General features: G+C 45.6%; 21 protein-coding genes. 18 read left to right on the top strand and 3 right to left on the bottom strand.

Features of this window, described 5'->3' with window-relative positions; translation table 11 throughout:
• Positions 1-106 precede the first annotated feature (106 nt).
• The 3 genes from AC5YBX_RS11135 to dsrO are packed head-to-tail and all read right to left on the bottom strand — an operon-like array spanning position 107 to position 5,093.
• Complete coding sequence (locus tag AC5YBX_RS11135; RefSeq protein WP_494523687.1) at positions 107-3,199, bottom strand: tetrathionate reductase subunit A; 3,093 nt, start codon at positions 3,197-3,199, stop codon at positions 107-109.
• A 23-nt stretch (positions 3,200-3,222) separates the two neighbouring features.
• On the bottom strand, positions 3,223-4,323 hold the full coding sequence (gene nrfD / locus AC5YBX_RS11130; RefSeq protein WP_494523686.1) for an NrfD/PsrC family molybdoenzyme membrane anchor subunit: 1,101 nt from the start codon (positions 4,321-4,323) through the stop codon (positions 3,223-3,225).
• A gap of 2 nt (positions 4,324-4,325) precedes the next feature.
• Complete coding sequence (dsrO, locus tag AC5YBX_RS11125; RefSeq protein WP_494523685.1) at positions 4,326-5,093, bottom strand: sulfate reduction electron transfer complex DsrMKJOP subunit DsrO; 768 nt, start codon at positions 5,091-5,093, stop codon at positions 4,326-4,328.
• Positions 5,094-5,341: 248 nt separating this feature from the next.
• Here dsrO and AC5YBX_RS11120 point away from each other — a divergent pair, with 248 nt between their 5' ends.
• The 18 genes from AC5YBX_RS11120 to AC5YBX_RS11035 all read left to right on the top strand — a co-directional run bounded on the left by AC5YBX_RS11120 (position 5,342) and on the right by AC5YBX_RS11035 (position 26,344).
• The gene (locus AC5YBX_RS11120) at positions 5,342-7,174 is read left to right on the top strand and encodes a sensor histidine kinase (protein ID WP_494523684.1); all 1,833 of its coding nucleotides are present in this window, start codon (positions 5,342-5,344) and stop codon (positions 7,172-7,174) included.
• Positions 7,167-7,772, top strand: coding sequence for a response regulator transcription factor (locus AC5YBX_RS11115; protein ID WP_494521431.1), 606 nt, complete (start codon positions 7,167-7,169; stop codon positions 7,770-7,772). Before AC5YBX_RS11120 ends, AC5YBX_RS11115 begins: the two co-directional genes overlap by 8 nt.
• 126 nt (positions 7,773-7,898) lie before the next feature.
• On the top strand, positions 7,899-10,265 hold the full coding sequence (locus tag AC5YBX_RS11110; protein WP_494521612.1) for a DNA polymerase II: 2,367 nt from the start codon (positions 7,899-7,901) through the stop codon (positions 10,263-10,265).
• A gap of 261 nt (positions 10,266-10,526) precedes the next feature.
• Positions 10,527-11,735 carry a porin gene (locus tag AC5YBX_RS11105; RefSeq protein WP_494521432.1) on the top strand — a complete coding sequence of 403 codons (1,209 nt, stop codon included), beginning with the start codon at positions 10,527-10,529 and terminating at the stop codon, positions 11,733-11,735.
• A 981-nt stretch (positions 11,736-12,716) separates the two neighbouring features.
• The gene (locus tag AC5YBX_RS11100) at positions 12,717-15,548 is read left to right on the top strand and encodes a TonB-dependent receptor (protein ID WP_475514279.1); all 2,832 of its coding nucleotides are present in this window, start codon (positions 12,717-12,719) and stop codon (positions 15,546-15,548) included.
• Positions 15,549-16,233: 685 nt separating this feature from the next.
• Positions 16,234-17,016 (top strand): DUF3450 domain-containing protein, encoded by a 783-nt coding sequence (locus tag AC5YBX_RS11095; protein ID WP_494521433.1) that lies wholly within the window; start codon positions 16,234-16,236, stop codon positions 17,014-17,016.
• Positions 17,016-18,371 (top strand): MotA/TolQ/ExbB proton channel family protein, encoded by a 1,356-nt coding sequence (locus AC5YBX_RS11090; RefSeq protein WP_494521434.1) that lies wholly within the window; start codon positions 17,016-17,018, stop codon positions 18,369-18,371. Before AC5YBX_RS11095 ends, AC5YBX_RS11090 begins: the two co-directional genes overlap by 1 nt.
• Positions 18,371-18,898: a MotA/TolQ/ExbB proton channel family protein gene (locus AC5YBX_RS11085; RefSeq protein WP_475514276.1), complete on the top strand. Its 528-nt coding sequence runs from the start codon at positions 18,371-18,373 to the stop codon at positions 18,896-18,898. Before AC5YBX_RS11090 ends, AC5YBX_RS11085 begins: the two co-directional genes overlap by 1 nt.
• A 13-nt stretch (positions 18,899-18,911) precedes the next feature.
• Positions 18,912-19,316, top strand: a complete 405-nt coding sequence (locus AC5YBX_RS11080; RefSeq protein WP_110456699.1) for an ExbD/TolR family protein — start codon at positions 18,912-18,914, stop codon at positions 19,314-19,316.
• 1 nt (position 19,317) lies between these two features.
• A complete protein-coding gene (locus AC5YBX_RS11075) occupies positions 19,318-19,935 on the top strand; it encodes an energy transducer TonB (protein ID WP_110456698.1) in 618 nt (205 codons plus the stop codon).
• Positions 19,936-19,937: 2 nt separating this feature from the next.
• On the top strand, positions 19,938-21,185 hold the full coding sequence (locus AC5YBX_RS11070) for a tetratricopeptide repeat protein (RefSeq protein WP_475514275.1): 1,248 nt from the start codon (positions 19,938-19,940) through the stop codon (positions 21,183-21,185).
• Positions 21,186-21,539: 354 nt separating this feature from the next.
• Positions 21,540-23,366 (top strand): DUF885 domain-containing protein, encoded by a 1,827-nt coding sequence (locus tag AC5YBX_RS11065; protein ID WP_494521435.1) that lies wholly within the window; start codon positions 21,540-21,542, stop codon positions 23,364-23,366.
• A 100-nt stretch (positions 23,367-23,466) separates the two neighbouring features.
• Positions 23,467-23,745 (top strand): peptidylprolyl isomerase, encoded by a 279-nt coding sequence (locus tag AC5YBX_RS11060; RefSeq protein ID WP_475514273.1) that lies wholly within the window; start codon positions 23,467-23,469, stop codon positions 23,743-23,745.
• A gap of 14 nt (positions 23,746-23,759) precedes the next feature.
• Positions 23,760-24,296: a GNAT family N-acetyltransferase gene (locus AC5YBX_RS11055; protein WP_494523683.1), complete on the top strand. Its 537-nt coding sequence runs from the start codon at positions 23,760-23,762 to the stop codon at positions 24,294-24,296.
• Positions 24,297-24,354: 58 nt separating this feature from the next.
• On the top strand, positions 24,355-24,588 hold the full coding sequence (locus AC5YBX_RS11050; protein WP_494521437.1) for an RNA-binding S4 domain-containing protein: 234 nt from the start codon (positions 24,355-24,357) through the stop codon (positions 24,586-24,588).
• Positions 24,589-24,613: 25 nt separating this feature from the next.
• Positions 24,614-25,000, top strand: a complete 387-nt coding sequence (locus AC5YBX_RS11045) for a ribonuclease E inhibitor RraB (RefSeq protein WP_494521438.1) — start codon at positions 24,614-24,616, stop codon at positions 24,998-25,000.
• A gap of 209 nt (positions 25,001-25,209) precedes the next feature.
• Complete coding sequence (locus AC5YBX_RS11040) at positions 25,210-25,989, top strand: TSUP family transporter (protein WP_494521439.1); 780 nt, start codon at positions 25,210-25,212, stop codon at positions 25,987-25,989.
• A 79-nt stretch (positions 25,990-26,068) separates the two neighbouring features.
• Positions 26,069-26,344 carry a hypothetical protein gene (locus AC5YBX_RS11035; RefSeq protein ID WP_494523682.1) on the top strand — a complete coding sequence of 92 codons (276 nt, stop codon included), beginning with the start codon at positions 26,069-26,071 and terminating at the stop codon, positions 26,342-26,344.
• Positions 26,345-26,430: the final 86 nt, after the last annotated feature.

Raw genomic sequence — 26,430 nt, 5'->3', positions numbered from 1 at the left:
GGGGATTGCTGGCTTGGCATCGACTAAATAGCATCAGTCAAAGGCATAAAAAAACGCCGTCATGTTGATCATGACGGCGTTGGTTGGGATCAATCCAGCGGCGTGCTTACACCTTATAAATCTTAGCGGGTATGGCTTGGCGAACGGCGGCGCCAACCACCCAGTCGAGCATCACGCCCTGGCCTTCACGAGTCGGGTCGATAAGGCCGATATCGTTAATATTGACTCCATCGCTGGATTTCATTTTAACGGGTTGCTGTTTATCACCAATCCAATGAGCCCGCTCACCTAGCTCGGTATGGCCAAACCCATGCTCAAAACCTAAAGTCCCGGGCATTATCCCCTCAACGACCATTGCTAAGGCTTGGGTTTTAGCGCTTGGGGTTTCAATCACAAACAGATCGCCTGTGCTTATTGCCGCATTTTCAGCATCAATGGGGTGAATATATACAGGGTTAACCCCTTTAATCGAGGCAAGGCGCGGTGACAAATTAGACACCGAGCTATGGATGTTTGACTTGAAGTTGGTCAAGCTAAACGGCCACTGTGTTTTAGGGTATTGCTGCTCAAATGGTGTGCCATCAGCCAAGCGCTGCGGTGACCAAGTAGGACAACCTAGGTAGCGCTCGCCGGTCATGGTGTTGATTGACGTACCGACGGTTTCATTCCAAATGGCCAGTGGCTTAGCCCAGCGATGCTTCATTCTATCTTGCTGGTAAGCTTGGCTGGCGTCTTCAAAACGACCACCACGGGCAAAGATGTAACCTACCTTTCGCATCTCTTCACCTGTTAGAGTGCGGGTCATCGCCGGCATGAGTCGCTCAAGCCCTGACCAGGCAATGTCTTCGGCTTCGACGCTCGGGACGCCGCCTTTGGCATAGGCAAGGTTTGCCGCTGCTCGCAGGTAAAAATCTTCAGCGCTATGAATGGGATGCCAGTTACCTTGGCTGTCCTGTATGGCATTGTCGCCAAAACCGCCTAGCTCCATACGCTTAGCTACATCTATGATGAAGTTTTCAAAGTTAATCGCTCGACCATCGGCCGTTTTTTCTGTGCGCGGTTCAACTATGGGCCAGCGTGCGGTGACCGCTTTGGTCGGTACACCGTGCCAAGGGGTAGACATGCCCCAGCTTTCATAGGTCACAGTGTCGGGCACAATATAATCAGACAGTGCGGTAGTCTCATTGATAAAGGCATCGATAGATATAATCAGGCCTAATTGCTGTGGATCTTTCAGCTTATCGCCCAGCAGAGTATTTAGCCCGGGGACCCCATAAAGTGGGTTAGCCATGTGGTTAATCCAGGCTTTGGCTTTATAAGGGTAACCGTCGATAGCCGCCGATAAGTGCTCGGTGAGCAGCGGGGCTGAGATCGGGTACCAAGGTGCGCGAGTAGGATAAGGTGATTCTCCTGCGGCGACGCGGCGTTTATATTCGCTGGTTTTTTGGTAGGGGAATTTACTGCGAGATAAGAAAACTCCTTTAGGCTTAGTCTTGCCGTTAAATTGGGTGAAATCGTAACGTGGGCCTGCGGCCGATGTGGGGTAGCCGCCAGCTTTAGCCATGGCACCACCTTTCATATTGATATTACCAATCAGCGCGTTAAGCATTAAAATAGTAAAAGAGTTATAAAAGCCATTGGTGTGCATATTGCCGCCATGGGTATCGACTACCGCTTTGGTACCGTGGCTGGTGAACTCACGTGCTAAGGCTTCGATTTGCGCTACCGCGATGCCACACTGTTGGCTATAAAACGCTAAATCATGCTTAAAGGCTTCCTCTTTCAAGCGTTGCAATGAGGATTTCACTCGTATGTTTTTGCCATGGCTAATGACTTGCCTATCGACAAACAGTTGCGCGGCATCGTCTTGGGTGTTGACGTTGAGTTGCTCTGAGGTCGCATTAACCACCACAAAAGGATCGCTGTCAGATAACGGCTCGCCGCTGTAGCTCAGGCCGATATCGGAGGCGCGCAGGAAGCGACCATTATCGGCATGACTCTCGTCACTTATCACCAAGTGTGTCGCATTACACCAATGGGCCGTTTCGGCTTGTGCCATAGCAGCGGCGCTAGGCTGGGCCAAAAAGGGTTGGTTGTAAGCGTGATTAACGATGATCCACTGGATCATGCCCAGCACTAAAGCGGAGTCTGTTCCGGGGTTGATGGGCAGCCAATGGTTGTTATCGCCCGCGGCTAAGCTCGATGAACCTGCCGGTAAACTCGGGGCTATGATGGTGTATTTGAGCCGACCGCTAGTGCGTCCTTCGGCCAATTGCCTTGCTTGGCGTTTAAACGGGTTACCTGCTTGCGCCGGTGACATACCAATAAATAGCACGTATTCGGCGTGGTCTAAATCGGGTTTTAGATGAGCGAATTTATTCAAATCATTCATCATAGCCCCTGAGCCTGCCCGAAACGCGTAACCACAATAGGAACCATGGTGACCAAAGTTACGCGTGCCGTAACTGTTGAAGGCAAAGCGTTTTAAAATATCATCACGGCCTTCGTTACCCGCATTGGTGACCAATAGCTGGTTGGCTTTGGGGCCATATTCGGGGTTTTGTGGATCCAGCGGGGTGTGAATGTCGCGTATTTCACGCAGCCCAGTCACTTGGCCTTCACCAAACAAATCGCCGCCTTCGACCACTTCGCTGAGCAGCTGCTCATAGCTAATGGGTTGCCACTTGCCTTCGCCGCGTTTACCCACACGTTTAAGCGGTTGCGTGATACGATAATGGCTGTTGCGTATCTCTAACATGCCATTGCCGCGGGCGCAGGCGGTGGAGCGTCCCGCGAGCCCAGCTTCGCCCATCAATGAGCGATAAGCCTCTTTAACTGGCGTAGCGTAAGGGATCTGCTCATGGTGTGATAGTGGGTGGTATGGATTGCCAGCGATGCGCAAAATATCATCGGTATTATTATCGATACGTACCCGCAGGCCACATAACGACCAACAGCCAAAACACATAGATGGCGCGACTCTTTGATCTGGATTAGGCAGTAGCTTGCCATTCGCATTGAGGTGATACTCTGGCGCTAACGAGTTGCCATGGTGAATATGTTGGGTCTTTTTACCCGCGCTGCCCTCTAAGGTTCCTTTGACCGCATGATGAATGGTGTCACTGTAACCGGCAGAGAATGCACCTAATCCACCAACAGCAAAACCTGATTTTAGTAGCAGACGACGTTTATTATCCATTTTAAAATCCTTAAATATGTTGGTTATTGCTGCAGAGCTTGAGATTGGTGAACCGCAGTGGCTTTAGCGTTGATAAGCTCTGAGCCGATAAGTGCCAGCGCCAGCCATAGGCCGAATATGCCAATGATCCCAAGCCAGCCAGCGCTCCCAGCGGGCAACTGATAGGCAAAATCTCCCACATCAAAGCGAGCAATGGTTTGTACTTCCAAAATGGTTACCCAACGTATTACCCACGCACACAGTAGGCTGCTAACTACCATAGCAATGACCCCAAATGTGCGCGTGGCAAAGACGTTGAATAATAGCGCTAGACCAATACAGACAGATAAGGTGGCGGCCATTAGCGTAAGGTTGATGACCCAAACGGGGTTGGCGAACAATGAAAAGCTGGGGTTGTTTGAGGCCCAAATCGGCACTAACACTAAGGCCAAGGTCGCGCCGATAATGCTGGTACGTTGGATGATATTGCGATCGGCGCCGCTTAACGCCGGTTTTGTCGCGTTAGGCAGCAGTGTCCATGTCAGCAGGGTAAAGCCGATGGCGCCAACAAATGCGCTGGTAAACCACAGTAGTGCAGAGGCGGGTTGATGCCATAAAGGACGACTGGCGATGACTGAAATTTCGGCGCCAGTATAGATAGCAATGCTCAGCCCAGACAGCGCGGTTAGGCTGGCGGCTACAAGTAACTGTGTGTGAGTTGTTTGCCATTGCCCCAAGGTTAACAGCGCTAACTTGCGCAGCAAGGGAGACTGGCTAAACTGCCATGCGGCAATATCGCGGCGCAGATAAAGCCAGGCGGTCAGCACGCTTAACCCAGAAAATAGTGGTAAGAAAAATGAGCCTAACGACATCCAAGACCATGGCGTGACATGAAAATAGAAATGCCAAGCACGGCCCGGTTGATGTAAATCGCCGGTGAGGGCCAGCGGGCCAACAATGGCGCCAATGGCCATGGTGAGCGCGAGTGCTACACGAAAATGGTGGGTGGTTTGACGGCTAAAAACCAAGGCGACGAGAAACAAGATGGCCGCGGCGTAAGAGGCGCCAATATAGAAAAAGTATTGCACTGCCCAGGGGAGCCAGGCCACTTCTTGTGCAGGAATCAAGATTTCGGTGATGTTCATGACTATTCTCCCACAGGTTCGTAGAGGGCGGCTTGACCGTCGACATGGCTGACGAAGCGCTCATCCATCCCGATGTAAAACACGTGCGGATGGGTATTATGTTCAGGTTTTAATACCTTGATATCGTCTTTGTTTGCGGTCAGTAATTGACTGATAACACTATTGGGGTCGTTGATGTCGCCAATCACGCGAGCACCGCCCACACAAGTTTCGACACAGGCAGGAAGTAAACCCTCTTCTAATCGATGGGCGCAGAAGGTGCACTTATCGGCGGTTAGGGTGTCGTGATTGATAAAACGGGCATCATAGGGGCAGGCCTGCACACAATAGGCGCAGGCGACGCAGCGCTCGTTGTCGACCATGACGATGCCATCTTCACGTTGAAAGGTGGCTTGCACTGGGCAGACTTTAACGCAAGGTGGGTTATCGCAATGGTTACATAAACGCGGTAACATAAACGCCTTCACTTGCTGGGGCTGTTCTTTACCGTCTAGCTTGACTTGGTATTGTTTGACCGTGGTTCTGAATTGGCCTATTGGCGCCTGATTTTCTATGCTGCAACCGACGGTGCACGCTTGGCAGCCGACGCATTGACGCAGATCGATAGCCATGGCATAGCGTTTGCCTATGTGACCTTTACGATCGGCCTGTTGGTTGTTGCGGATAACTGTGCTAGCAACCGCAGTATTGATCCCTGCAACGGGAATGAGCGCCGCACCGGCAGTAATACCCGCCATGCGATTGAGAAAATGTCGTTTATCAGTATCCATATAACGCCTACTTGGGTGGGTGATAAAATATACAATGGCATTGTTCGTTATTCACATCAGTGGCGGTATTGTGGATTTCCACATACCCAGATCAATATTGATCTAGAACAAGTTATGTGACCGCTATAGGGTGATATATCTCTAATAATTAAGAAGATATAATACTTAAACAGGAGAGGATGACCTTGAGGCGACGTTTAATATCCCCATGTAAAAGAGCGCTATTTAATTGCACATTGTGGCTCGTCATGAGTGGGGTTATATGCGATGGTCTTCATTTTTCGCTGGCGGCAATGCCGAGTGATAGGATAACTAGCCAAGTCGTAGTGCAGCGCAACATTGGCATCGCTGAGGCTAGTCAGCCGGCTGCGGGGCAAGTGATCGATGTTGCGGTATTAGCCACTCGTGGTAAGGCGGCGGCGCGTAATCGCTGGCAGCCAACCATGGCGTGGTTAGAGTCGCATATTGCTGACACGCGTTTTATGTTGCATCCGCTAACGTTGGATGAAATGGCTCAAGCCGTTGAGCAGCTCAAGGTCGATTTTGTGGTCACTAACCCCGGGCAAGCGGTGCAACTTGGGCGGCAATTTGATCTCTCTTGGCTGGCAACCATGACCAGCCCCACCGATGAGAGTCAAACCAACAGCATTGGCTCGGCGCTGGTGGTGCGCGGTGACTCACCCTATTACAGTTTTGAGCAGCTTTATGGCAAGCCCGTCTCTGCCGTGGCCAGTAACGCCTTTGGTGGCTATTTAAGTTTGCGCCATCATTTAATTAGCCAGGGCTTTAATGCCAATGCGTTTTTTTCTCGTGTACGCTTTTTAGGCTTCCCCATCGATGCCAGTTTGTATCAGTTACGCGATAAGCATATTGAGGCCGCCGTGGTCCCAGCCTGTTTATTAGAAAGCATGGTGACAGATGGATTACTCGAGGCTAACTATCGGGTGATCCAGTCTCGCTCGCCGGCCCACTTTCCATGCCAAGTGACCAGTGAGCTTTATCCTAATTGGTCATTTGCCAAGACCCAGCGCGCTTCAAACGAATTAGCAAAACAGATGTCCCAAGCCCTATTGGCAATGCCCGCTGACAGCAAGGCGGCCATTGCCGCCAGAGCGTCAGGCTGGACATCGCCGGTGAGCCTGTTAACTATCGATAAGTTGTATCAAGAACTGAACATGCATCCCTTGCATCTGCCTTGGTGGCAAGAGGCGTTTATCTGGCTAGAGGATAATCAGCAGTGGGGCTGGTTGCTGTTGGTGACTTTAGTGCTGCTTAATGGCTACCACTTTTGGTTAGAGTACTGTTTTAACCGTAATAAAAAGCAGTTAGAGCAGGCGCTACACCGGCTTAAACACAATGGCGAGCTGCTCGAGCATGCCCAGCGAATAGCCATCGTGGGTGAGCTGGGCACCAGTGTCGCCCATGAAATTAATCAACCTTTGGCGGCGATAAGAAATTACACCGAAGCGGGGTTATTGCGTATCGCTAAGCAGCGTCCGCTTGAGGATCTGGTGCCTGTACTTGAAAAAATTCAACATCAGGTGGAGCGGGTCGACAGCATAGTGCGGCGGCTGCGAACCATGATAAAAAAGCATGCGGCAGAAAAGGCTTATACCGATATTAATCAACTGATTAGTGATACTATGGAGCTGCTTGATTTTCGGCTGACTAAGCTTGAGATCCCATACCGCTTGTCACTGCAGGCGTCATTGCCATTGTGTTATGTCGACCCGATAGGCTTGCAGCAAGTGTTAGTTAACCTCGTCACTAATGCCATTGATGCTTGCGTGAGTGCGCAGCACATTGATGTGACTTGGCAGCCAGAAATCGTTATTGAGAGCCATTATCAGGCTAACGTTTTAACTTTAACGGTTAGCGATAACGGCATTGGTATCTCACCAGAACACGCCGATGTGACCCAGGCTTTTGTGAGCACCAAAACACAAGGGTTAGGGTTAGGACTAGCAATTTGCCGTGATGTGATAGAAGATCATGCTGGGCAAATGAGTTTGAGCCCTATTGCGCCTCACGGCTGTAAAGTCACCATTGTTATCCCTGTGAGTGGTAAACCCCATGAATGATCGCCTGACTAACTTACCCGTGTATATTGTCGATGATGACCTGTCTGTCAGGGAGTCTTTGGCGTTTTTACTCGATGAGTATGAATTTAATGTTGCAGTGTTTACCGATGGTCAGCAATTTCTTGACAGTGTAACGGTGACGCAGCCAGGCTGCGTGATATTAGACAGTCGTATGCCTGTGCTGCGCGGTCAGCAAGTGCATCAATATTTACGCGATAATCAAAGTCCGCTGGCGGTGATCTATTTAACTGGTCATGGCGATGTGCCAATGGCCGTTGATGCGCTGCAAGCTGGGGCGGTCAACTTCTTTCAAAAACCTGTCAATGCCGATCAGCTGGTGGCAGCGATTAACCAAGCCTTGGAAACCTCAATGCAACAGCTGGATAAATTGGCCAGTATCGATGCATATCGCTCATTAACCGAGCGTGAGAAAGATATTTTGGGGTTAATTGTTGCCGGCAAACGCAATCAAAAAATTGCCGATGAGCTGTGTATTGCGATGCGAACCGTTGAAGTGCACCGCGCCAGTTTATTGAAAAAATTTGCCGCCAAAACCGTGGCAGAACTCGCCTATATTTATGGTGTGCTGCATTCGTGACAGCAGCATCGATTTACCGCTTTAATTTTGGCGCATTTAAACAATGACAGGCCACCTTACGTGACATCTCAATCTGTAACACCCAGCGCTGCCACACTTCAGCCTACCAGCTTAACCTCTGCTGCGATGCAATCGATTAAAGGCCGAATATTGACCCGCCATCATGTGGGCAACGCCCTGCATTATTACCTCAAAACCCTCGATGGCCCCATACGTGTGGTGATTAACGACAGTGAGCGAGTCTGCTTTTGTCGCACCCAAGATGTCGCTCAGCTGTTATCGCCTTTAGCGCACCTGTCTGTACGAACCGAAGCGCTGACACTAAAGACCTTTGACCATCAAGCGGTAACGGCGCTTTACTGTGGTAACAGCCAAAGCTTTCGCCAGTTAGTGAGAGAGGCGACCGACTTAGGAATAGTGCTGCACGAAGCTGATATTCGCCCTGAGCAACGCTATCTCATTGAGCGTTTTATCGCCCTAGATGTGGAGTTTATTGCTGAGTTGGTGCCAAATGAGAGTATCAAGACGGTTATCGGGCATCGAGCTCGCCGTACCGATATTGATGTCACACTTTCAATCGTGTCTTTGGACTTTGAATGCTCAATGAGTGGCGAGCTGTATAGCGTTGGCTTATATGGCAAGGATAATGATGGCGAGGCGATTGAGTTAGTTATTATGGTGGGCGATGGTGAGGGCGTTAATCCTCCATTGGATGCTAGCTACGTAACCAATATTGAATGGGTAGATAATGAAGCGGCGCTGATTATCGCGCTGATTAACTGGTTTGCTCGCTTTGATCCCGACATTATCATTGGATGGGCCGTGGTCACATTCGATTTAGCCTTACTGTATCGCAGGGCCGCTCATCATCAAATTCCGCTTAATCTGGGGCGACATCATCAGTTATTAACGTGGAAGGTGGAAGGTAAGTTTCGTCCTGAAACCTTGGTGCTTCCCGGGCGAGTGGTGCTCGATGGTATCGATTGGCTCAAGGCCGCATTTTATCAGTTTGAGAGTTATGCTTTAGACAATGTATCTCGTCAGCTGCTTGATGAAGGCAAAGCGATTGATAATGTGGCCAATCGGGGCGAGGAGATCACCGCCTTATTTGAAGAAGATAAGCTGGCGTTGGCCCATTACAACATCACAGATAGCCGCCTGGTGTGGGACATCTTTCAAAAAACATCGCTGACAGAGTTTGCCCTTGAGCGTTCAAGACTAACAGGTTTGGAGTTTGGTCGAGTAGGGGCCTCTGTCGCGGCGTTTAATCATCTCTATTTACCGCATCTGCATCGCGCCGGCTATGTAGCGCCAAGTGAGCCAGCCAGTGATGGCATAGAGAGCCCAGGCGGTTATGTGATGGATTCTATCCCCGGGCTTTATCAGCATATTTTAGTACTCGATTTTAAGAGCTTATATCCTTCTATCATCCGCACCTTTTTAATTGATCCTAAAGGGCTAATCGAAGGGCAGGCGATGAGCGATACCGATACCGTTGCAGGCTTTTTAGGCGCGCGTTTTAGCCGTAATGCGCCTATTTTACCTGACTTAGTGGCGGAGCTAGCCACTAAGCGTGAGCAGGCTAAGCTAGAGGCCAATGCCCCCTTGTCACAGGCGATAAAAATCATCATGAACTCCTTATACGGGGTATTGGGATCGCGGGGATGTGTGTTTCATGATGCAAAGTTGGCCAGCTCTATTACCCTGCGTGGGCATGAGATCATGAAACAAACCCGTCGGTGGCTCGAAGAGATGGGGTTAACGGTGATCTACGGTGACACCGACTCTACTTTTGTGCATGTAACCGATGTGAGTTCAATTGACCATATCGATGACTTTGCGCGCTCTCTGGTGACAAAAATCAATATAAAATGGCAGCAATTGCTAAAGCGTGACTATAATTTAGCCTGTTATCTCGAATTGGAGTATGAACGACACTTTGAGCAATTTTTTATGCCGACATTACGTGGTTCATCAGAAGGCTCAAAAAAACGTTATGTGGGGGCTTATACCCAGCAAAACGGTGAGCTAAAGCTGGTTTTTAAGGGCATGGAGCAGGTAAGGAGTGATTGGAGTCCATTAGCGCGGCAGATACAAGCTGAACTTTATCATCGGTTGTTTACTAAGCAAGATGTGGTCGAATACTTAAAAACTATGGTTATGGCACTGCAGAATGGCGAGTTAGACGAACTGTTAGTGTTTTCTAAGCGATTACGCCGCAACATAGAAGACTATACGGCAAAATCAGCGCCGCATGTTAAAGCGGCCACTTTGTGGTGTGAACGAAGTGGTGAATCTCGTTTTGGTAAGCGAGGGTGTAAGGTGGAGTATTTGATGACAACAAATGGGGCAGAACCAAGGCAATGTTACCAGGGTAATATTGATTACCAGTATTATCTGGATAAGCAAATCGCGCCTATTTCTGATCCCATCCTTACCATTGTTGATTCTAGTTTCACTGAGTTAACCTCAAAACAGTTAACGTTAATTTAGTTGGGTTGATTTTAATGGGGTTGACGCCTAGTGTTAATAGGGTGTTTTGGGCTTTGGTGGCTATGGTTTCATTTGCTGTTTGGGTGCAATAAAACTGCAATTTATGTGATATTCAGCTTTGAGCGACTAGCGATCTTTTGGTAGTCTAAATTTGAAAGTGGAGTGAAATAAAGCAACGGAATGTAGCATTAAAGTTAACATTAAAAGTTAGCACAGAAAAGTTAACAGCAAACTGAACATAATTAAAGGTTAAGCCAACACATGAAAAAGAGTTTAATAGCAACAGCATTAGCGGCTGTCATTTTTGTACCAGCAGCATCAGCTATCGAAATCTATAAAGACGATAAAAATGCTGTCGAAATTGGTGGTTATATTGACGCCCGAGTTATTAACACTCAAGGTGAAACAGAGGTTGTTAATGGCGCGTCACGTATTAACTTCGGTTTTACTCGTGATATGAGTGATGGCTGGAAAGCGTTCACTAAATTGGAATGGGGCGTAAATCCAGTTGGTAATAGCGATATTGTCTATAACAACCGTTTTGAATCTGTTCAGGATGAGTTTTTCTATAACCGTCTAGGTTATGTCGGCATCGCTCACGACACCTACGGTACCTTAACCATTGGTAAGCAATGGGGTGCTTGGTACGATGTGGTCTATAGCACAAACTATGGCTTTGTTTGGGATGGAAATACCGCAGGTGTATACACCTATAACAAAGATGATGGTGCTGTAAACGGTGTAGGCCGTGGTGATAAAACGGTTCAATACCGTAACGCATTTGGTGATGTCAGCTTTGCTGTACAAGCCCAGTTAAAAAATAGCAGTTTCTATACCTGTGATTCAGATAATATCTCTGAAGAAGCGTGTGAAGCACTTTGGGCAAGTGGTGACAGAGCGGCTCAGCAAGTGGAGTTTAACTACACTTATGGCGGTGCAATCACGTATGCAGCAACGGATAAATTAACTCTGACTGCCGGTGTAAACCGTGGTGAGTTTGACGTCCGTTTTGGTAATGGTGAACAAACGACGGCAGTTGATCTTATCTATGGTGCCGGTGTGACTTGGGGCAACTTCGATGATGCTGGTTTCTATGCGGCAGCCAACGTCAATAAGCAAGAAAACCATGATACCGACAATATCGGTCGCTTAATCAAAGATGCGTGGGGTGTAGAAAGTTTATTTTCTTACACCTTCGACAATGGTCTGCGTCCATTTGTATCGTACAACATCTTAGATGCTGGCGATGACTATGTTATCCAACCTAACTTCAATGCCGATCCTAACGATGTATTTAAGCGTCAGTTTGTGGTTGTTGGTTTGCATTATGTGTGGGATAACAATACTGTGCTTTATATCGAAGGTCGTAAAGATTACAGTGATTTCACCAGTGCAGATAAAGAGCAAGAAGCAAGAATGTCACTATCTGAAGATGATGGTATCGCGATCGGTATTCGCTACACACTATAAGTTGACGGTTTAACCTCGTCATCTAGATATAAAAAGCGCTTCATTATGAAGCGCTTTTTATTTGACTGCTCACTGCGTTTTTACATGACTTTTTTTGGTAGTTGTCTGGTTACTCGCTCAAAAATAGTCGTTTTGATAATGAGCAATCGCTTACCGTTTTGCTATCACTCGCATTAACGCTCTGTGCTCGATTTTTGGATCTTTTATTTTATCCGGCTATTTTACCCACTTCTTTTGTCAGTATTCCTTGCTCTAGCATTAAGGCGTTCTGAAGTAATGTTTTAGTTATTAATTCCCCAGCCCAAACTGTAACTTATTGTTTACACTTAGTCGCAAGTGATTAAGAGAAGCTTTGGTTGAAGGAGGGGGCGGAGCAATGAATAATGTAGCGTTACATAGCTTCTTCTAAACGTAAAAATATCCGCTTTATAACACACTCATGCTGACGATCGAGTGATATATTTTTTATATTTTTCAATCTGATTAAAAACAACAATGGCGTGGTTGGTCTGTACAGATATTTAATGATAATAGTCTACATGGCTTAGCTTTAAGTATGACAAAAATTACAAACCATATAGTTAGTAAGGTTTTTATTCCATTTGCTTTTTGAGTCTTTTGTAACATTCAAGTTAGAGTGTTGCTTTAGTTTAATTATCTAATTTAGTGTTTACGTGTTACTGGAGAAAGATGAGTTGATAATGCCAATTTATACCCTTGATAAATTTAGTATTATTTTGTGGGCTGCACAGGAATAACAAAGATTTACGGGTTATGATAAGAAACAGGGTTATAAAATATTTCAGTTTAAATGTGCATAAATTCAGCTTTCAGCCTTTGGTTTGTAAAAATTGAGTTTAAATTGTTGCGCAAGTGTTTCTCTTGTGGTTTCATCTTACCTAGAAATTTAACCAGTAATGTAGTTTTGGGTTATTGGATTAGATATTCGTAATAAAAAAATGAAGTCCAGGGAGAAACAACATGTATAAAAATAGCCTATTGGCTAACTCTGTGCGTTTTGCACTAGTTAGTGGCGCTGCATTAACAGCTTTTACCGCACCGGTAGTTTTTGCTGCAGATGAGACTGCTGACGTAGAACGTATCGAAGTTACCGGCTCTCGCCTTAAGCGTAATGATCTCGAAACTCCGACTCCGATCACTGTCCTGTCACGTAACGATATTCTTCAAACAGGTGCTATTAATGTTGCTGATGTTCTAAATCAATCACCAGTTGCATTTGCGGGCTCAGATCAATCAAATAGCTCTTTCTCGACAACAAGTGTTGGTTTAAATACGACAGCATTAAGAAATTTAGGCGAAGAACGAACACTCGTTTTACTTAACGGTCGACGGTTTGTATCAGGCGTATCACCCTCTAGTGGTTATGCTGTTGATTTGAACTCCATTCCAACGTCGATGGTTGAGCGTATCGAAATTTTAAAGAGTGCAGCTTCTGCTACTTATGGTTCAGATGCCGTTGCAGGTGTTGTTAACATTATTACTCGTAAAGATTTTGAAGGCGTTGACATTAATGCGCAAGCTGGAGTTTCCGGTGAGGGCGACCGAAATACAAGTACTTTCAGTTTAACGACTGGTGGTAATTGGGATGGTGGCAATGCTTGGTTGTCACTTGGTTACGATGAAGATGACGGTTTAAAATCATCAGATCGTGACTTCTCAAATCAGGATCTTGCATGGATAACTGATGATGAAGGTAATGAGGTAATTGGTCCCGTTGAATCTTCATATCCTCCACAAGGCCGCATTCAGTTTAAAGATCAAGATGGGAAAACCATTCGATTGAATGCTGATGGCACTCCTTTTAGTGGAACATTTAATCGTGCTGCTTATCGTCAGCTTGTTACTCCCTTGGAGCGTAAATATGCGGCTGCAGGGTTGACCCATGAACTTAATGACAGTATCTCTCTTTTTAGTGAATTAAACTGGAACTCGAGTAAAACAATTGGTTCTACTATCGAACCAACTCCGTTAGATGTTGTAAATGACATTTGGCTTAAAGATCGTAATGGTGTAGGCGGTATGGATGTGAATAATCCATTAATCCCTGAAGCATTGCGTTCACAGTTGATCGCTGCAGGTGTTACTAACTTAAATCAAACCACATTTGTTCGCAGAATGGTTGAACTAGGTGCTCGCTCAACAGATGTTGAACGTAATACTATTCGAGTTGCAACAGGTTTTGATTGGGCTATAAATGATTCATGGGCTAATAATACCTATTTAAGCTGGGGTAAAACGGATCAGCTACAAGAAAATGGCGGTCAGGTAAACGTAGATAGAGCCAATATGGCATTAAACGTTATCGAAGATAGTGATGGAAACCTTGTATGTGCAGATCCTTATGCTGTGTTGCAAGGGTGTGTTCCACTTAATATGTTTGGTGAAGGCACAATTACTCCTGAAGCTGCAGATTTCGTGTTTGTTCCAGCGAAAGCGGCTGGTCAGGCTGAGCAGTTTGTTCTTTCAACAACCTTCACTGGTGAATTACCACTCGAACTTCCTGGTGGCTTAATGGGATTAGCTGTTGGTGCTGAATACCGTGAAGAAACTGGCAGTTACAGCCCTGGCGACATGGCACAGATCGGTGCATCTAGCACCAATAAGTCTGAACCAACGTATGGTAAGTTAATCACTAAAGATATCTATGCAGAGGCTGCTTTTCCAATTCTAGATACTTTAGAGCTTAACCTTGCTGGACGTTATGGTGAACATAATATCACTGGTGGCGATTTTACATGGAATGCGGGTGTTAAGTTTACACCGATTGAGTCGTTGAGCCTGCGCGCTTCTGCTGCAACAGCAGTACGTACTCCAAATATTGCCGACCTGTATTCTGGTCGCGGTGAAACATTTGCTGCGGTCTCTGACCCTTGTGCTGGTGTCACTGCGACAACGGCTGGTAATGTGGCTGAAAACTGTCGTTCAATCCAAGCGATTAGCGACCGAATTGCTGCTGATGGTGCTTTTGAACCAACACAAACAGAAATTCAAGGTACAGGCGGCACTATCGGTGGTAGTCCTAATGTAGAGCCTGAAACTGCAGAAACATACAGTGTCGGTGCTATTTGGCAGGTAATTGATAGCTTATCTATTACGTTAGATTATTATAACGTTGCTATTGATGATGCGATTTCTACTACTAGTCGCTCTACTGTGATGCGCCGTTGTTTTGATGTCGCACCAGGTCAGTTTGATCCTAATTGTGCTGGCAACGCTGTACGTAATGAAGATGGTGCTTTAACAGCAGTTAATTCAGGTACTGGCAATGAAAACCAAATTGATACATCTGGTTTAGATACAGAAGTTAACTTTGCTATGGATTTAGGCCCAGGTACATTCCGTACACAATTAGTTTGGAACTACACTTTTGAATACGTAATTACTGGTATTGAAAGCGGTGAGGCAACTGACTATGTGGGTGAAGTTTTAACTCCAGAACACAGAGCTAACTTGAACTTATCTTACGGTTTAGATGATTTAGATTTGTCATGGCGCATGCGTTACTGGGATAAAGTTGTCGATTCAGTCGATGGCAATAACGTAAACTTCTATACTGGTGAAGCTCTTAGTGTAGGTAATGAAATTGATGCTGTAGTTTATCACGACATCAATGCCCGTTATAACTTCAACAATGGTGTGGAAGCATTTGTTGGTATTCGAAATCTATTTGATAAGAAGCCTCCGATGCTACCGCAAGGCACTAACAATGGCGGTACTGGTATCAATACTGCGTCAGAAGCTTATGATGTCACTGGTCGTAACTTCTATGCTGGTGTGAGTGTGAAGTTTTAATATTTCACTTACGTAAATAATAGATAAAAAAGGGCAATGGAAACATTGCCCTTTTTATTACAATTTAACTGTAAGCCATGAATCATTCATGGTTGATGTCCTCAGACTTAGATAGTTTATAGTCAAAGACTCTTATTTTACTAAAAGTCTGTTTTGCGATACTCCTCTTCTTATTCAAACCGATTTTGCGTCATGGGGTATTATGAAAAATACGTCAAAATGAATCATGGCAGTTAACTAGCTGTAATGTCTGTGCAACAAATGGGCACTCAAAATCTTTTTTGCTCTCCATTTGTTACCTTTTTGTTTCGTGTTGAGCGTTGTGTCGCGCTTTAGTTAAAGTTGCTTATTTTCAATGGTTTATGTTTGAGGTTTTTATGTCTACTAGCCTGTAAATGTAATACCTACCAAAAGGAGTTAGTTGAAAAAGCTCATCTTATGTAAATTTAGCCCTGTAATCGCCTTTTCACACAGTTCTACCGCTTTCGAAATGTTGACATCGGTCAACATTTTGTGAAATGATGCCAGCGGGTCTGCACTCTGTATAGTGTAGAGAGGGAAGATAATAACTAACAATCACAAGAGAAATACACACTTATAGCAACGTCATTCTAGCAAGATAAGCAGAAACCCATGTTGCTACTAGGTTAAACTTTTTATTTTCACTTCAAATTGGTTGGGAACTATGTCCAAGGTAAGCAATAGAACTAAAATCGCTACAGCGCTCGTAGGCGCGCTGGCCTTAGCAGGCAGTAACTTAGTGGTTGCCGATCCACTTTCTGATGTACAGAAAGCGGATGCGAGAATTCATTCTGATGCAGCAGCATCTCAAAAGAAAGTTGATAAATTCTACGATCAGGCACAAGACATGGCATTTGAATATGGCCAAGTCGCTGATACGCGTGAATCAACAAAATCATATAATGATTACGTTGCTGGTTTGGTCGCAGACCAAGAAGCGACGATGAAACTTATTCAAGAAGACATCAATGGTGTTGATAAGTTACGTCAAGGTGTTGTGCCATTAATGTTTAAAATGGTTGATGCGCTGGAGCAGTTTGTTGCTTTAGATTTGCCTTTCAATCAAGAAGTTCGTCAGGCTCGTATCGAGCGTTTACGTGAGACGCTTAATACTGCAAACGTGACGCTTGCAGAAAAATATCGCCTTATTCTTGATGCATACAATATCGAACGCGAATACGGTTCAAAGTTGAATGTTGAAACGGGTAAGTTGCAGCTTGATAGCAAAGAGATTCTAGTTGATTTCATCAACTTTGGTCGTGTTGGCTATTACGCACAAAGCCTAGACCAAAAGTCTGCGTGGATGTTCAATCCAGAGACAAAAGCATGGGATAAGCTAGAAGATAGCTATCTGCGTAACATAACTAAAGCTATTCGCCAGGCACGTGGCCAAGGCGCTCCAGATATGTTCGCGTTACCAATCCCAGCTGCGGAGGCTGCACAATAATGAAAAAGTTAATCTCTACAGCAATCGTTGCTGCAACGCTATCTTTAACAGCGGGAATGGTCAGTGCAGCTGATGCACCTAAGACGATTGATCAACTGCTTAAGCAAGTTCAAAGTGATCGCGCTAATGCCGCTCAAGTTAACAAAAAGCGTGAAGCTGAGTTTCAAGCTGAACGTGGCGATAAAGCAGCACTACTTAAACGTGAAAAAGCCGCGTTAGCTGCTGAAGAACAACGTGGTAAAGATCTAGCACAAGCCTTTGCTGATAACGAGCGTAAAATTGCTCAGTTAGAAGAAGACCGCAAAATTGCTCAAGGTGACTTGGGTGAAATGTTCGGTGTCGTTAAAGGTGAAGCCGGTGATTTTGCGGGCAAACTAATATCTTCAAACGTTAGCGCTCAGTTTCCTGGTCGTGCAGCGTTTATCTCTGAATTAGGTGCTCGTAAAGAACTACCAAAAATTGAAGAGTTAGAGAAGTTCTGGGAAGCGCAGCTGTTCGAAATGGCTGAGTCAGGTAAAGTCGTTTCATTCAATGCTGATGTCACTGGTATAGACGGTAATGTAAGCAACACTAATGTGATCCGCGTCGGTGCCTATAACCTATTAGCCGATGGCCAATATGTTGTCTATAACCCTGATCTGCGTCTTATCCAGCAGTTATCTCAACAGCCTGGTGGTGAGCAAGTTGCAAGCGTTAAAAAATTCGAAGGTCAAACGTCAGGTGTGCACAAATTGTTTGTTGACCCTGCGCGCGGTGTACTACTCAATGTATTTACACAGAAAGCCACATTAGAAGAACGCATTGAAGCGGGCGGCACGATCGGTTACATCATTATCGCACTATTGGTACTTGGTGCGCTAATTTCTATCGAACGTTTAGTTACTCTTTATATTGTTGGTGCGAAAGTTAATGCACAGCGCAAAGATATTGAAAATCCAGGTAACAACCCACTTGGTCGTGTGTTAAAGGCTTACCATGACAATAAAGATGTCGATGTTGAAACCTTAGAGCTGAAACTTGACGAAGCGATCCTCAAAGAGACGCCAGCGCTTGAAACTCGCATCTCTATCATTAAGGTTCTTGCGGCTATCGCGCCTATGATGGGTCTACTTGGTACTGTGACCGGTATGATTGCGACGTTCCAGAGCATCCAGTTATTCGGTACTGGCGATCCTAAGCTTATGGCGGGTGGTATCTCTATGGCACTAATGACTACAGTACAAGGTCTAGTTGCGGCATTACCACTAATGCTGATGCACGCGATTGTTATTGCACGCAGCAAGTCTGTTGTTCAAGTGCTTGAAGAGCAAAGTGCAGGTATCGTTGCCGAGCACGCTGAGAAGAGGAACGCGTAATGATGCTATACCTGATGGACATCTGGGATTCCGTCAGGGGCTTCATGGCCTCCGGAGGCGACGTCCTCTGGTTGGTTGCGGCAGTGCTATTTCTAATGTGGGTGTTAATGCTTGAGCGTTTTTGGTATCTCAATTTGATTGCGCCAAAAGAGCATAGCAATATTATCACCGCATGGAATAACAGAGAGGACTCTACCTCTTGGCATGCACACCGTATCCGTGAAGCTTGGGTATCCCAAGCGAAACAAGATATGAATGCTCGTATGCTGATTATCAAAACCTTAGTAGCTATCTGTCCGATGATAGGTCTGCTAGGTACCGTAACCGGTATGATACAGGTATTCGATGTGATGGCAGTTCATGGGACGAGTAACGCTCGTATGATGGCAGCTGGTATTTCAATGGCAACCATGCCGACAATGGCGGGAATGGTCGCTGCATTATCGGGAGTATTTTTCAGTACTCGCCTTGATGCAAAAATGAAGATCAGTATGGAAAAGCTAAAAGACAGCCTGCCACACCACTAGAGAGAGATTGAACATGGCACGTAAAAAGCATTCAAGTATAGAAGAAGAAGCACAGATTGATATGACACCGATGCTCGACATCGTGTTTATCATGTTGATCTTCTTTATCGTAACAACATCGTTTATTAAGCCATCAGGTCTTGACTATAACAAGCCTGAAGCTTCTCAAGCGACTACTCAGAAGTCTGCAAACATCTTTATTGGTGTGAGCAAGACAGGCGTGATTAAGATGGAAAACCGTCAGGTCGACATCGAACGTGTAACAGCCAACGTAGAGCGTATGTTAGCTGAATCACCAGAAGCGGCTGTATTGATTGAAGCAGATAAAGAAGCTGAGCATGGCCTGGTTATTAAGGTGATGGACAACGTGAAGAAAGCCGGTATCGACAAAATTTCGGTATCAGCGGGGAAAGATTAATATGCTGAGAGCAATAGTATCATTATTAATTGGTGGTGCTGTTACTTTTGCCCTGTTTGTATTCATGGCCTTCTTGGTCGGTGGCGGCGCTAAACGCGCCGACACCGCAACTGAATCTCCAGTAATTGAGATCAGTATGGATAAACAGGATACAAAAGTGCAGGATAAGCCTAGGGTAAAACCTAAGCCACCTACGCCGCCTGAGCAACCACCTTTGCCCGACACTCCGCCACCAGATAGCTCATCTGATATTGACACTAATATGTCATTTAACATGAGCGGTGTAGTGGCAGGTTCAGCAAGTACGGGCTTTAAGCTAGGCAACATGATGACTCGTGATGGTGATGCCACGCCAATTGTACGTATTGAGCCACAATACCCAATTGCAGCAGCTCGTGATGGTAAAGAAGGTTGGGTACAACTTAGCTTTACGATTAACGAACTCGGTGGTGTTGACGATATCGAAGTGATTGATGCAGACCCAAAACGTATTTTCGACAGAGAAGCTAAACGCGCACTCAGGAAGTGGAAATACAAGCCAAAGATTGTTGACGGTAAAGCACTTAAACAGCCTGGCATGACGGTTCAATTAGACTTTAAACTCGATGGAGGCAAATAGAGATGCAAAAAGTAAATACGCTTGCAGCTGCCCTATTGTTTGCTATCGGTGGTAGTTTGGCTGTTTTGCCTGTGGCACATGCCGCAGAAAAATGTCCAATTGAAAAGCGCAAGTCTAAGGCTGTTGGTCAAAACTCTGCTAAAAAAGTGCAGAAGTCTTTTGAAGCTTATCAAGAAGGCAACATTGACGAAGCGATTGCGGTATTGCTGGAAGCCAACCCGCGTGATGATTTTGATAAGGCCTATATTGCCCGTATGCTGGGTAATTTTTACGCCGAAAAGAATCAGATGGGCACTGCGATTAAGTACCTTAAAACGGCCGTAGATGCTGACATTCTTGGTGGAACCGATCATGGTGCAACACTGCGTTTATATGCAGATTTGTTAATCCAAGAGAAGAAGTTCAAAGAGTCGATTCCACAGTATTATAAGTGGATGGAGTTTACCTGTAAGGAAGATGCACAAGTGTATCGCCGTATCGGTATTGCTTACTCTGAACTTAAAGAGTGGGATAAAGTACTTCAAGTCGTTGATAAAGGTCTTTCTATCAGTGATAAGCCAGATAAAGGCTTATATCAGATGAAGCTGACTGCTTACTTCAATAAGAAAGATTATAAAAATGCCGTTAAAGTGCTCGAGACCATGGTGCCATTGTTCCAACAAGATGGTCGTCTCTGGGTACAATTAGCGCAGTTTTATTTGATAACCGAAGACTACAGCAAGTCGTTGGCCACCTATGATCTGGCTTACAAGAATGGATTTTTAGAAACCGCAGGTAATATCACCCGTTTAGCGCAGCTTTTAGCGCAAAATGGGTCACCTTACAACGCGGCTAAAATCTATGAAAAGCATTTAAAAAGCGGTCTGATTGAGCAGGATGAAAAAACGCTCTCAATCTTGGCAGGCTTTTATCATAATGCCAAAGAACTTGATAAGGCAGCGACCTATTATGGTAAAGCCGCTGCCATCAATAATGATGGTAAGTTATACCTAAAACAGGCACGTTTATTGACATTGCAAGAAGAGTACAAGCAAGCGATTCCCGTACTCAAAAACGCGCTAGCAGCGGGTGATGTGAGTGAAGGTGAGGTTGAATTTGAGTTGGCATTAGCTTATCTCGGTACTAAGCAGTATAAAGCGGCATATAATGCGTGCTTAAAAGCGGCCAAAGACGAGAAAACTCAACGTACAGCTAACAGCTATCTTGCTTACATCAAAGAAAAGGCACGTATTTATAACGTTGCGCTTTAACTTTTCTAAGTCTAAAAAGCCCCTTCATGGGGCTTTTTTTATGGGGCAAATAAATTGTCGGCTGCTTGAGGTGGCTACCTCAGTGTTTGTTTAATAAATCATTCCAGTAATTAAGGTTAGTTGCTGGTTTCATCAATATGCGGGCATAGATACAATAGGGCTAATGTTAACGCTGTAAAACTGGGCGACACTATCGTCGATGAACGATTTTCATAAGGTTAGCCTGGTCAAAGTAACTGTCTCGAGTTACCAAAATCAGAGGGGCTAATGAGTCGTGTGCTGCCAACCTCTTAGATTAATCTACTGAAAAATAACTAACTAGCAATTGCACAAAATATGAAGGAAAGCATAAAAATGAAGAAAACCATTCTCGCAATGGCTATCGCTGCGAGCACCATCCTTGTAGGTTGCTCAGAGGCACAGCAAGGCACGCAGGCCACTGTTGCAGCTAAGCAAACCACTATCAGTGGCAGCACGCAAACTGCCGAACAAGCGTATTTGGCTCTGGCTGATAACTATTTTAACGACAGCCTAAAGCTTGAGCCGATTTATGCGACTTTTGTGGGAGTTAATGATTATAACGACCAATTTGGCGGCGCATTGACTGAAACCTATTTAAAACAGCGCCATGAGTTAAACACTCGCTACTTAAAGCAGGTCAAAGTCATTGACCGAGATGCATTGTCGCCAGCGTTGCAACTGAGCTATGACATGTTTTCTTACGACAGAAATGTCGCACTTGTTTCTGAAACCTTTCCTGAGCATTTCATGCCCATGAATCAGTTTTACAGCACAGTGATCAGCATGGTGCAATTAGGCAGCGGTGAAAGTGCTCAACCGTTTAATACTGTGCAAGATTATACTAATTGGTTATCGCGTTTAGCTGGGTTCGTTGAGTGGACTAAATTGGCACAAACTCGTATGGATGAAGGCATTGCTAGTAAAGTGGTGTTGCCTCGAGTCTTAGTGGAGCGCATTATTCCGCAACTGCAAGCGCAGTTGGTCAGCCAGCCGCAGCAAAGCCTATTTTACGCGCCAATTGCGCAATTGCCGGCTTCATTTACAGCACAAGAAAAAGCACAGCTGACGCAGCAATATACCCACTTTATTGATGAGCAGTTACTACCTGCACTGAGCCAGCTCACAGACTACTTTCAGCACACTTATCTGCCGATGGCCCGCGGCAGTGACGGTTGGTGGGCACTCCCTAATGGAAAAGTCTGGTATCAACACTTAGCCAACTCACATACCACCACTACCATGTCGGTTGATGAAATTCATCAGGTTGGTCTATCTGAAGTGGCCCGTATCTTGTCTGAAATGGATAAAGTACGTCAGCAAGTGGGTTTTGAAGGCGATTTAAACGCTTTTTTTGCGTCACTGTCATCTGAGCCACAATATTTTTTCACTGATCGTCAGGGGCTTATCGATGGTTATATGGTGTTGAAAGATAAAATCAATCTTGAGCTACCTAACTACTTCAATGTGATGCCAAAAGCAGATTACATTGTTAAACCAGTAGAGCGTTTCCGTGAGCAGTCTGCTGCTGGCGCCTCCTATGATGCTCCTGCCGTTGATGGCTCGCGTCCTGGGGTATTTTATATCAACACCTTTAATTTAAAAGCCCAGCCGAAGTGGGGCATGACCACTCTCTCGCTACATGAGGCTGCTCCTGGACATCACTTTCAAATTGCTATTAAACAGGAGCTTAGTGACATTCCTCAATTCCAGCGCTTTGGCGGCTACACCGCATTTGAAGAGGGCTGGGCACTCTATGCGGAGTACTTAGGCATCGAGATGGGCATGTTTAATGATCCTTACCAATATTTTGGTAAGTTATCAGACGAGATGCTACGCGCTATGCGTTTAGTGGTCGATACTGGCCTGCACGCCAAAGGGTGGAGCCGCGAGCAAGCGATTGAGTATATGAAAGATAATTCGCCAATGGCGGAGTCAGATATTATTGCTGAGGTCGAGCGCTACATGGCCATTCCAGGTCAGGCATTATCTTACAAAGTGGGCCAGTTGAAAATTTTGGCCTTGCGCGCAGAGGCTGAACAAGCCTTAGGTGATAAGTTTGATTTAAAAGCGTTTCATGATCAAATTTTGACCTCTGGTTCACTGCCAATGGCTGTGATGGAGCAAAAAATCCACCACTGGATCGCCGCGACCAAGGCATAATCCTCTCGGCTGAACATCATCGTTCATTAAGCCCAGCAAATGTTTTATACTTGCTGGGTTTTATTTTACTTACTTTTGACACATTTTTTAGGAGCGATACATGGTACAAGCAACTGCACGTCATTTATTAGTCAGCAGCGAAGAACAATGCGAGCAATTAAAGCAGCAAATTCTGGACGGCGCTGATTTTGCTGATGTCGCCAAAGCCCATTCATCTTGCCCATCTGGCGCTCAAGGTGGTGATTTAGGTTCGTTCGGCCCAGGCATGATGGTGCGTGAATTTGACGAAGTGGTATTTAGTGCGCCATTAAATGAAGTTCAAGGTCCAGTTAAAACCCAGTTTGGTTATCACTTACTTGAAGTGACCAGCCGCGGCTAAACTGAGGCAACACGATGCTTGAGCTATATACCGACAGGTTAAAGATTAGGTCGTTGCAACGTGAGGATTGGCAAGTTTACTTGTCAATCCACCAAGATCCTAGTGTGAATCAATTTGTTCGCCGACCGGATAGTGTTGAGGTTATCGCCGATAAATTTGCATCGCGGCTAACACCTTGGGTATTTGAGTCGGGTGATTGGTTAACCTTGACTATTGAAGAGTTAACCACGGGGCAAATCGTGGGATTTACCGGTCTTTACGCCAGTAATGTCACGCTTGCCCACGCCGAAGTCGGTTATATGCTCAGCCCAGTGAGTCATGGTAAAGGTTATGCAACCGAAAGCCTCAATGCCGTGATTGACTGGGGTTGTTTACAGTATCAAATTCACAAGTTTGTCGGCGTCTGTGTTAAGGACAATCGTGCTTCTGCTCGGGTGTTAGAGAAATGTGCTTTTCAACTTGAAGGCATTTTGCGCCATAACTACAAGCTTGACGATCTTTGGGTGGATGACTGTTATTACGGTTTATTGGCTTCAGAGCGCCCACTGTAGCGTGTCATCATGCACAAGTGTTATAATCGCGCCGATTTTTTTCAAAAAGGTATACAGTGTGACCACAGTATCACAAACCCTAGCATTATTGCCAGGCGAAGAGTTTATAGAGCTCTATAAAGTATTAAAAGTACAGTCGATGACCGGCGGTGGTGGCGAAGCTAAATTCGTCATAAGCGAAGGCATGGTGACTGTCGATGGCGAAGTGGAAACTCGCAAGCGCAAGAAGGTTTCACCCGGGCAAGTGGTGAGCTTTAATGGCGAAAGCGTAATGATTGTCGCAGGCGAATAACGTCCTTAAGTAAGTGGAGTTAATAATGCAATTTCCAGATGATGATAATGGCAAAATGCTGGCCGCAATGGCGGAATCCGGTATCGATTTGAGCAAGGCGCTTGATGTTGATTTTTTCCTTGTGTTTGAAGATCAGCGTGATGCTGAGTCAGCCGCAGAAGAGTTAGCTCAATCTGAACTCGAGGGCGAAATGGAATTACACCTCAACGATGAACTCGGTAAGTGGGAGCTTATCGTGTGCATGAATATGGTGCCTGAGTACGATGCGATTGTTAGCCAAGAGCTCGAACTCAATACCTTTGCCGCCGAGTTCGGTGGTGCCACTGATGGCTGGGGCGTCATGCAGCATCAGGAAGGCGATGATGAATTTGCTGATGATGAACACCAATGCAGTGATGACTGTCAGCATTAATGCTACCGACGATTAAAGCCACTGTATACAGTGGCTTTTTTATTGCCTATTTTACTGAGACAGGTTGTTTTTAGCTGGGTCTTACTAGCACTGATTTTAGGCTGGGTTACATAAAACAATGCTAAAAAAGATAAAACTTCTTTGCCTTGTCAATGCAAACCAAGTTTAATAGCCGCAATTCTACTCTATTGATTTATAAAGCAGTCACTATGTCTTTCGAATTAACTTATGAGCTCATCGCTATTCTATTTGCCGTCGCTATTGTGGCTGGCTTTATCGATGCAATCGCCGGTGGCGGCGGACTATTGACTATTCCAGCGCTGATGTGGGCCGGGCTGCCTCCAACTGCGGCGTTAGCGACCAATAAGTTGCAGGCGTGTGGTGGTAGTTTTTTTGCCAGCCTGTATTTTATCCGTAAAGGCATGGTTAATTTAACGCAAATGAAGCTGTCTATTAGTTGTGCGTTTATCGGTTCGGCGTTGGGCACTGTTGCCGTGCAGTTAATCGATGCCTCAGTATTGCAGTTGGTATTGCCATTTTTAATGTTAACCATTGGCGGCTATTTCCTCTTTTCGAAGAAGATAAGCGAAGAGGACAAACAACAATTGCTCACCCCCACGGTGTTTGGCTTTACTGCGGCCCTAGGTGTCGGCTTTTACGATGGTTTTTTTGGGCCGGGGACTGGTAGCTTCTTTGCACTTGCCTTTGTGTCATTAGCAGGATTTGGGCTGGCAAAAGCGACTGCCCACGCTAAGGTACTTAACTTCTCAACCAATATCGCCTCACTGATTTTCTTTGCGCTCGGCGGCAAAGTAGTATGGTTACTCGGTGCATGTATGCTTGTTGGTCAAGCTCTGGGGGCCACGCTTGGTTCGCGGATGGTGATGAGTAAAGGCAGTAAAATTATTAAGCCGTTAGTGGTGACCATGTCGATCGCGATGAGCGTAAAATTATTGTCGGATCAGTACGATCTCACTGCATGGTTTTAGAATTTATTTGTATCGCAGTACATGACTGATTAATACATTAATCATTGCATCAGATAGATAAGATAAAAGTAGGCACTGTATGGCATCAAAACCCGATCGAGTAACGGCGATGTTGCAGCTTATCGAACAAGTTAAGCAGGAGCTTCCTTTAACTGAGCCGGCTCATTTTGTCTGCGGCCCAGAAGGGAGTTGTATCGGTTGCCCTAAAAAATTACTCGAGTTGGTTGATAGTGAATTATCTTATTGGGAAACCGCCATTGCCAATGGTGATATGCCGCAGCTTGGTGACATCTCCCGTTTCGGTAAACTGTGTAAAAACGTCCGGCGCGGGTTAAAACGCAGCGGAGTGTTATAGCGTAAAAATCTCATTATCGATGAGATTGATTTAGTCCCCAATTGACGCCTTAGGGTGGCGCTTACAGAGATAAACTTGATGTAAGG

Source organism: Shewanella sp. 492, from assembly GCF_059338445.1.
The sequence above is the reverse complement of the archived record's forward strand: the minus strand, read 5'-3'. Positions and strand labels throughout refer to the sequence as shown.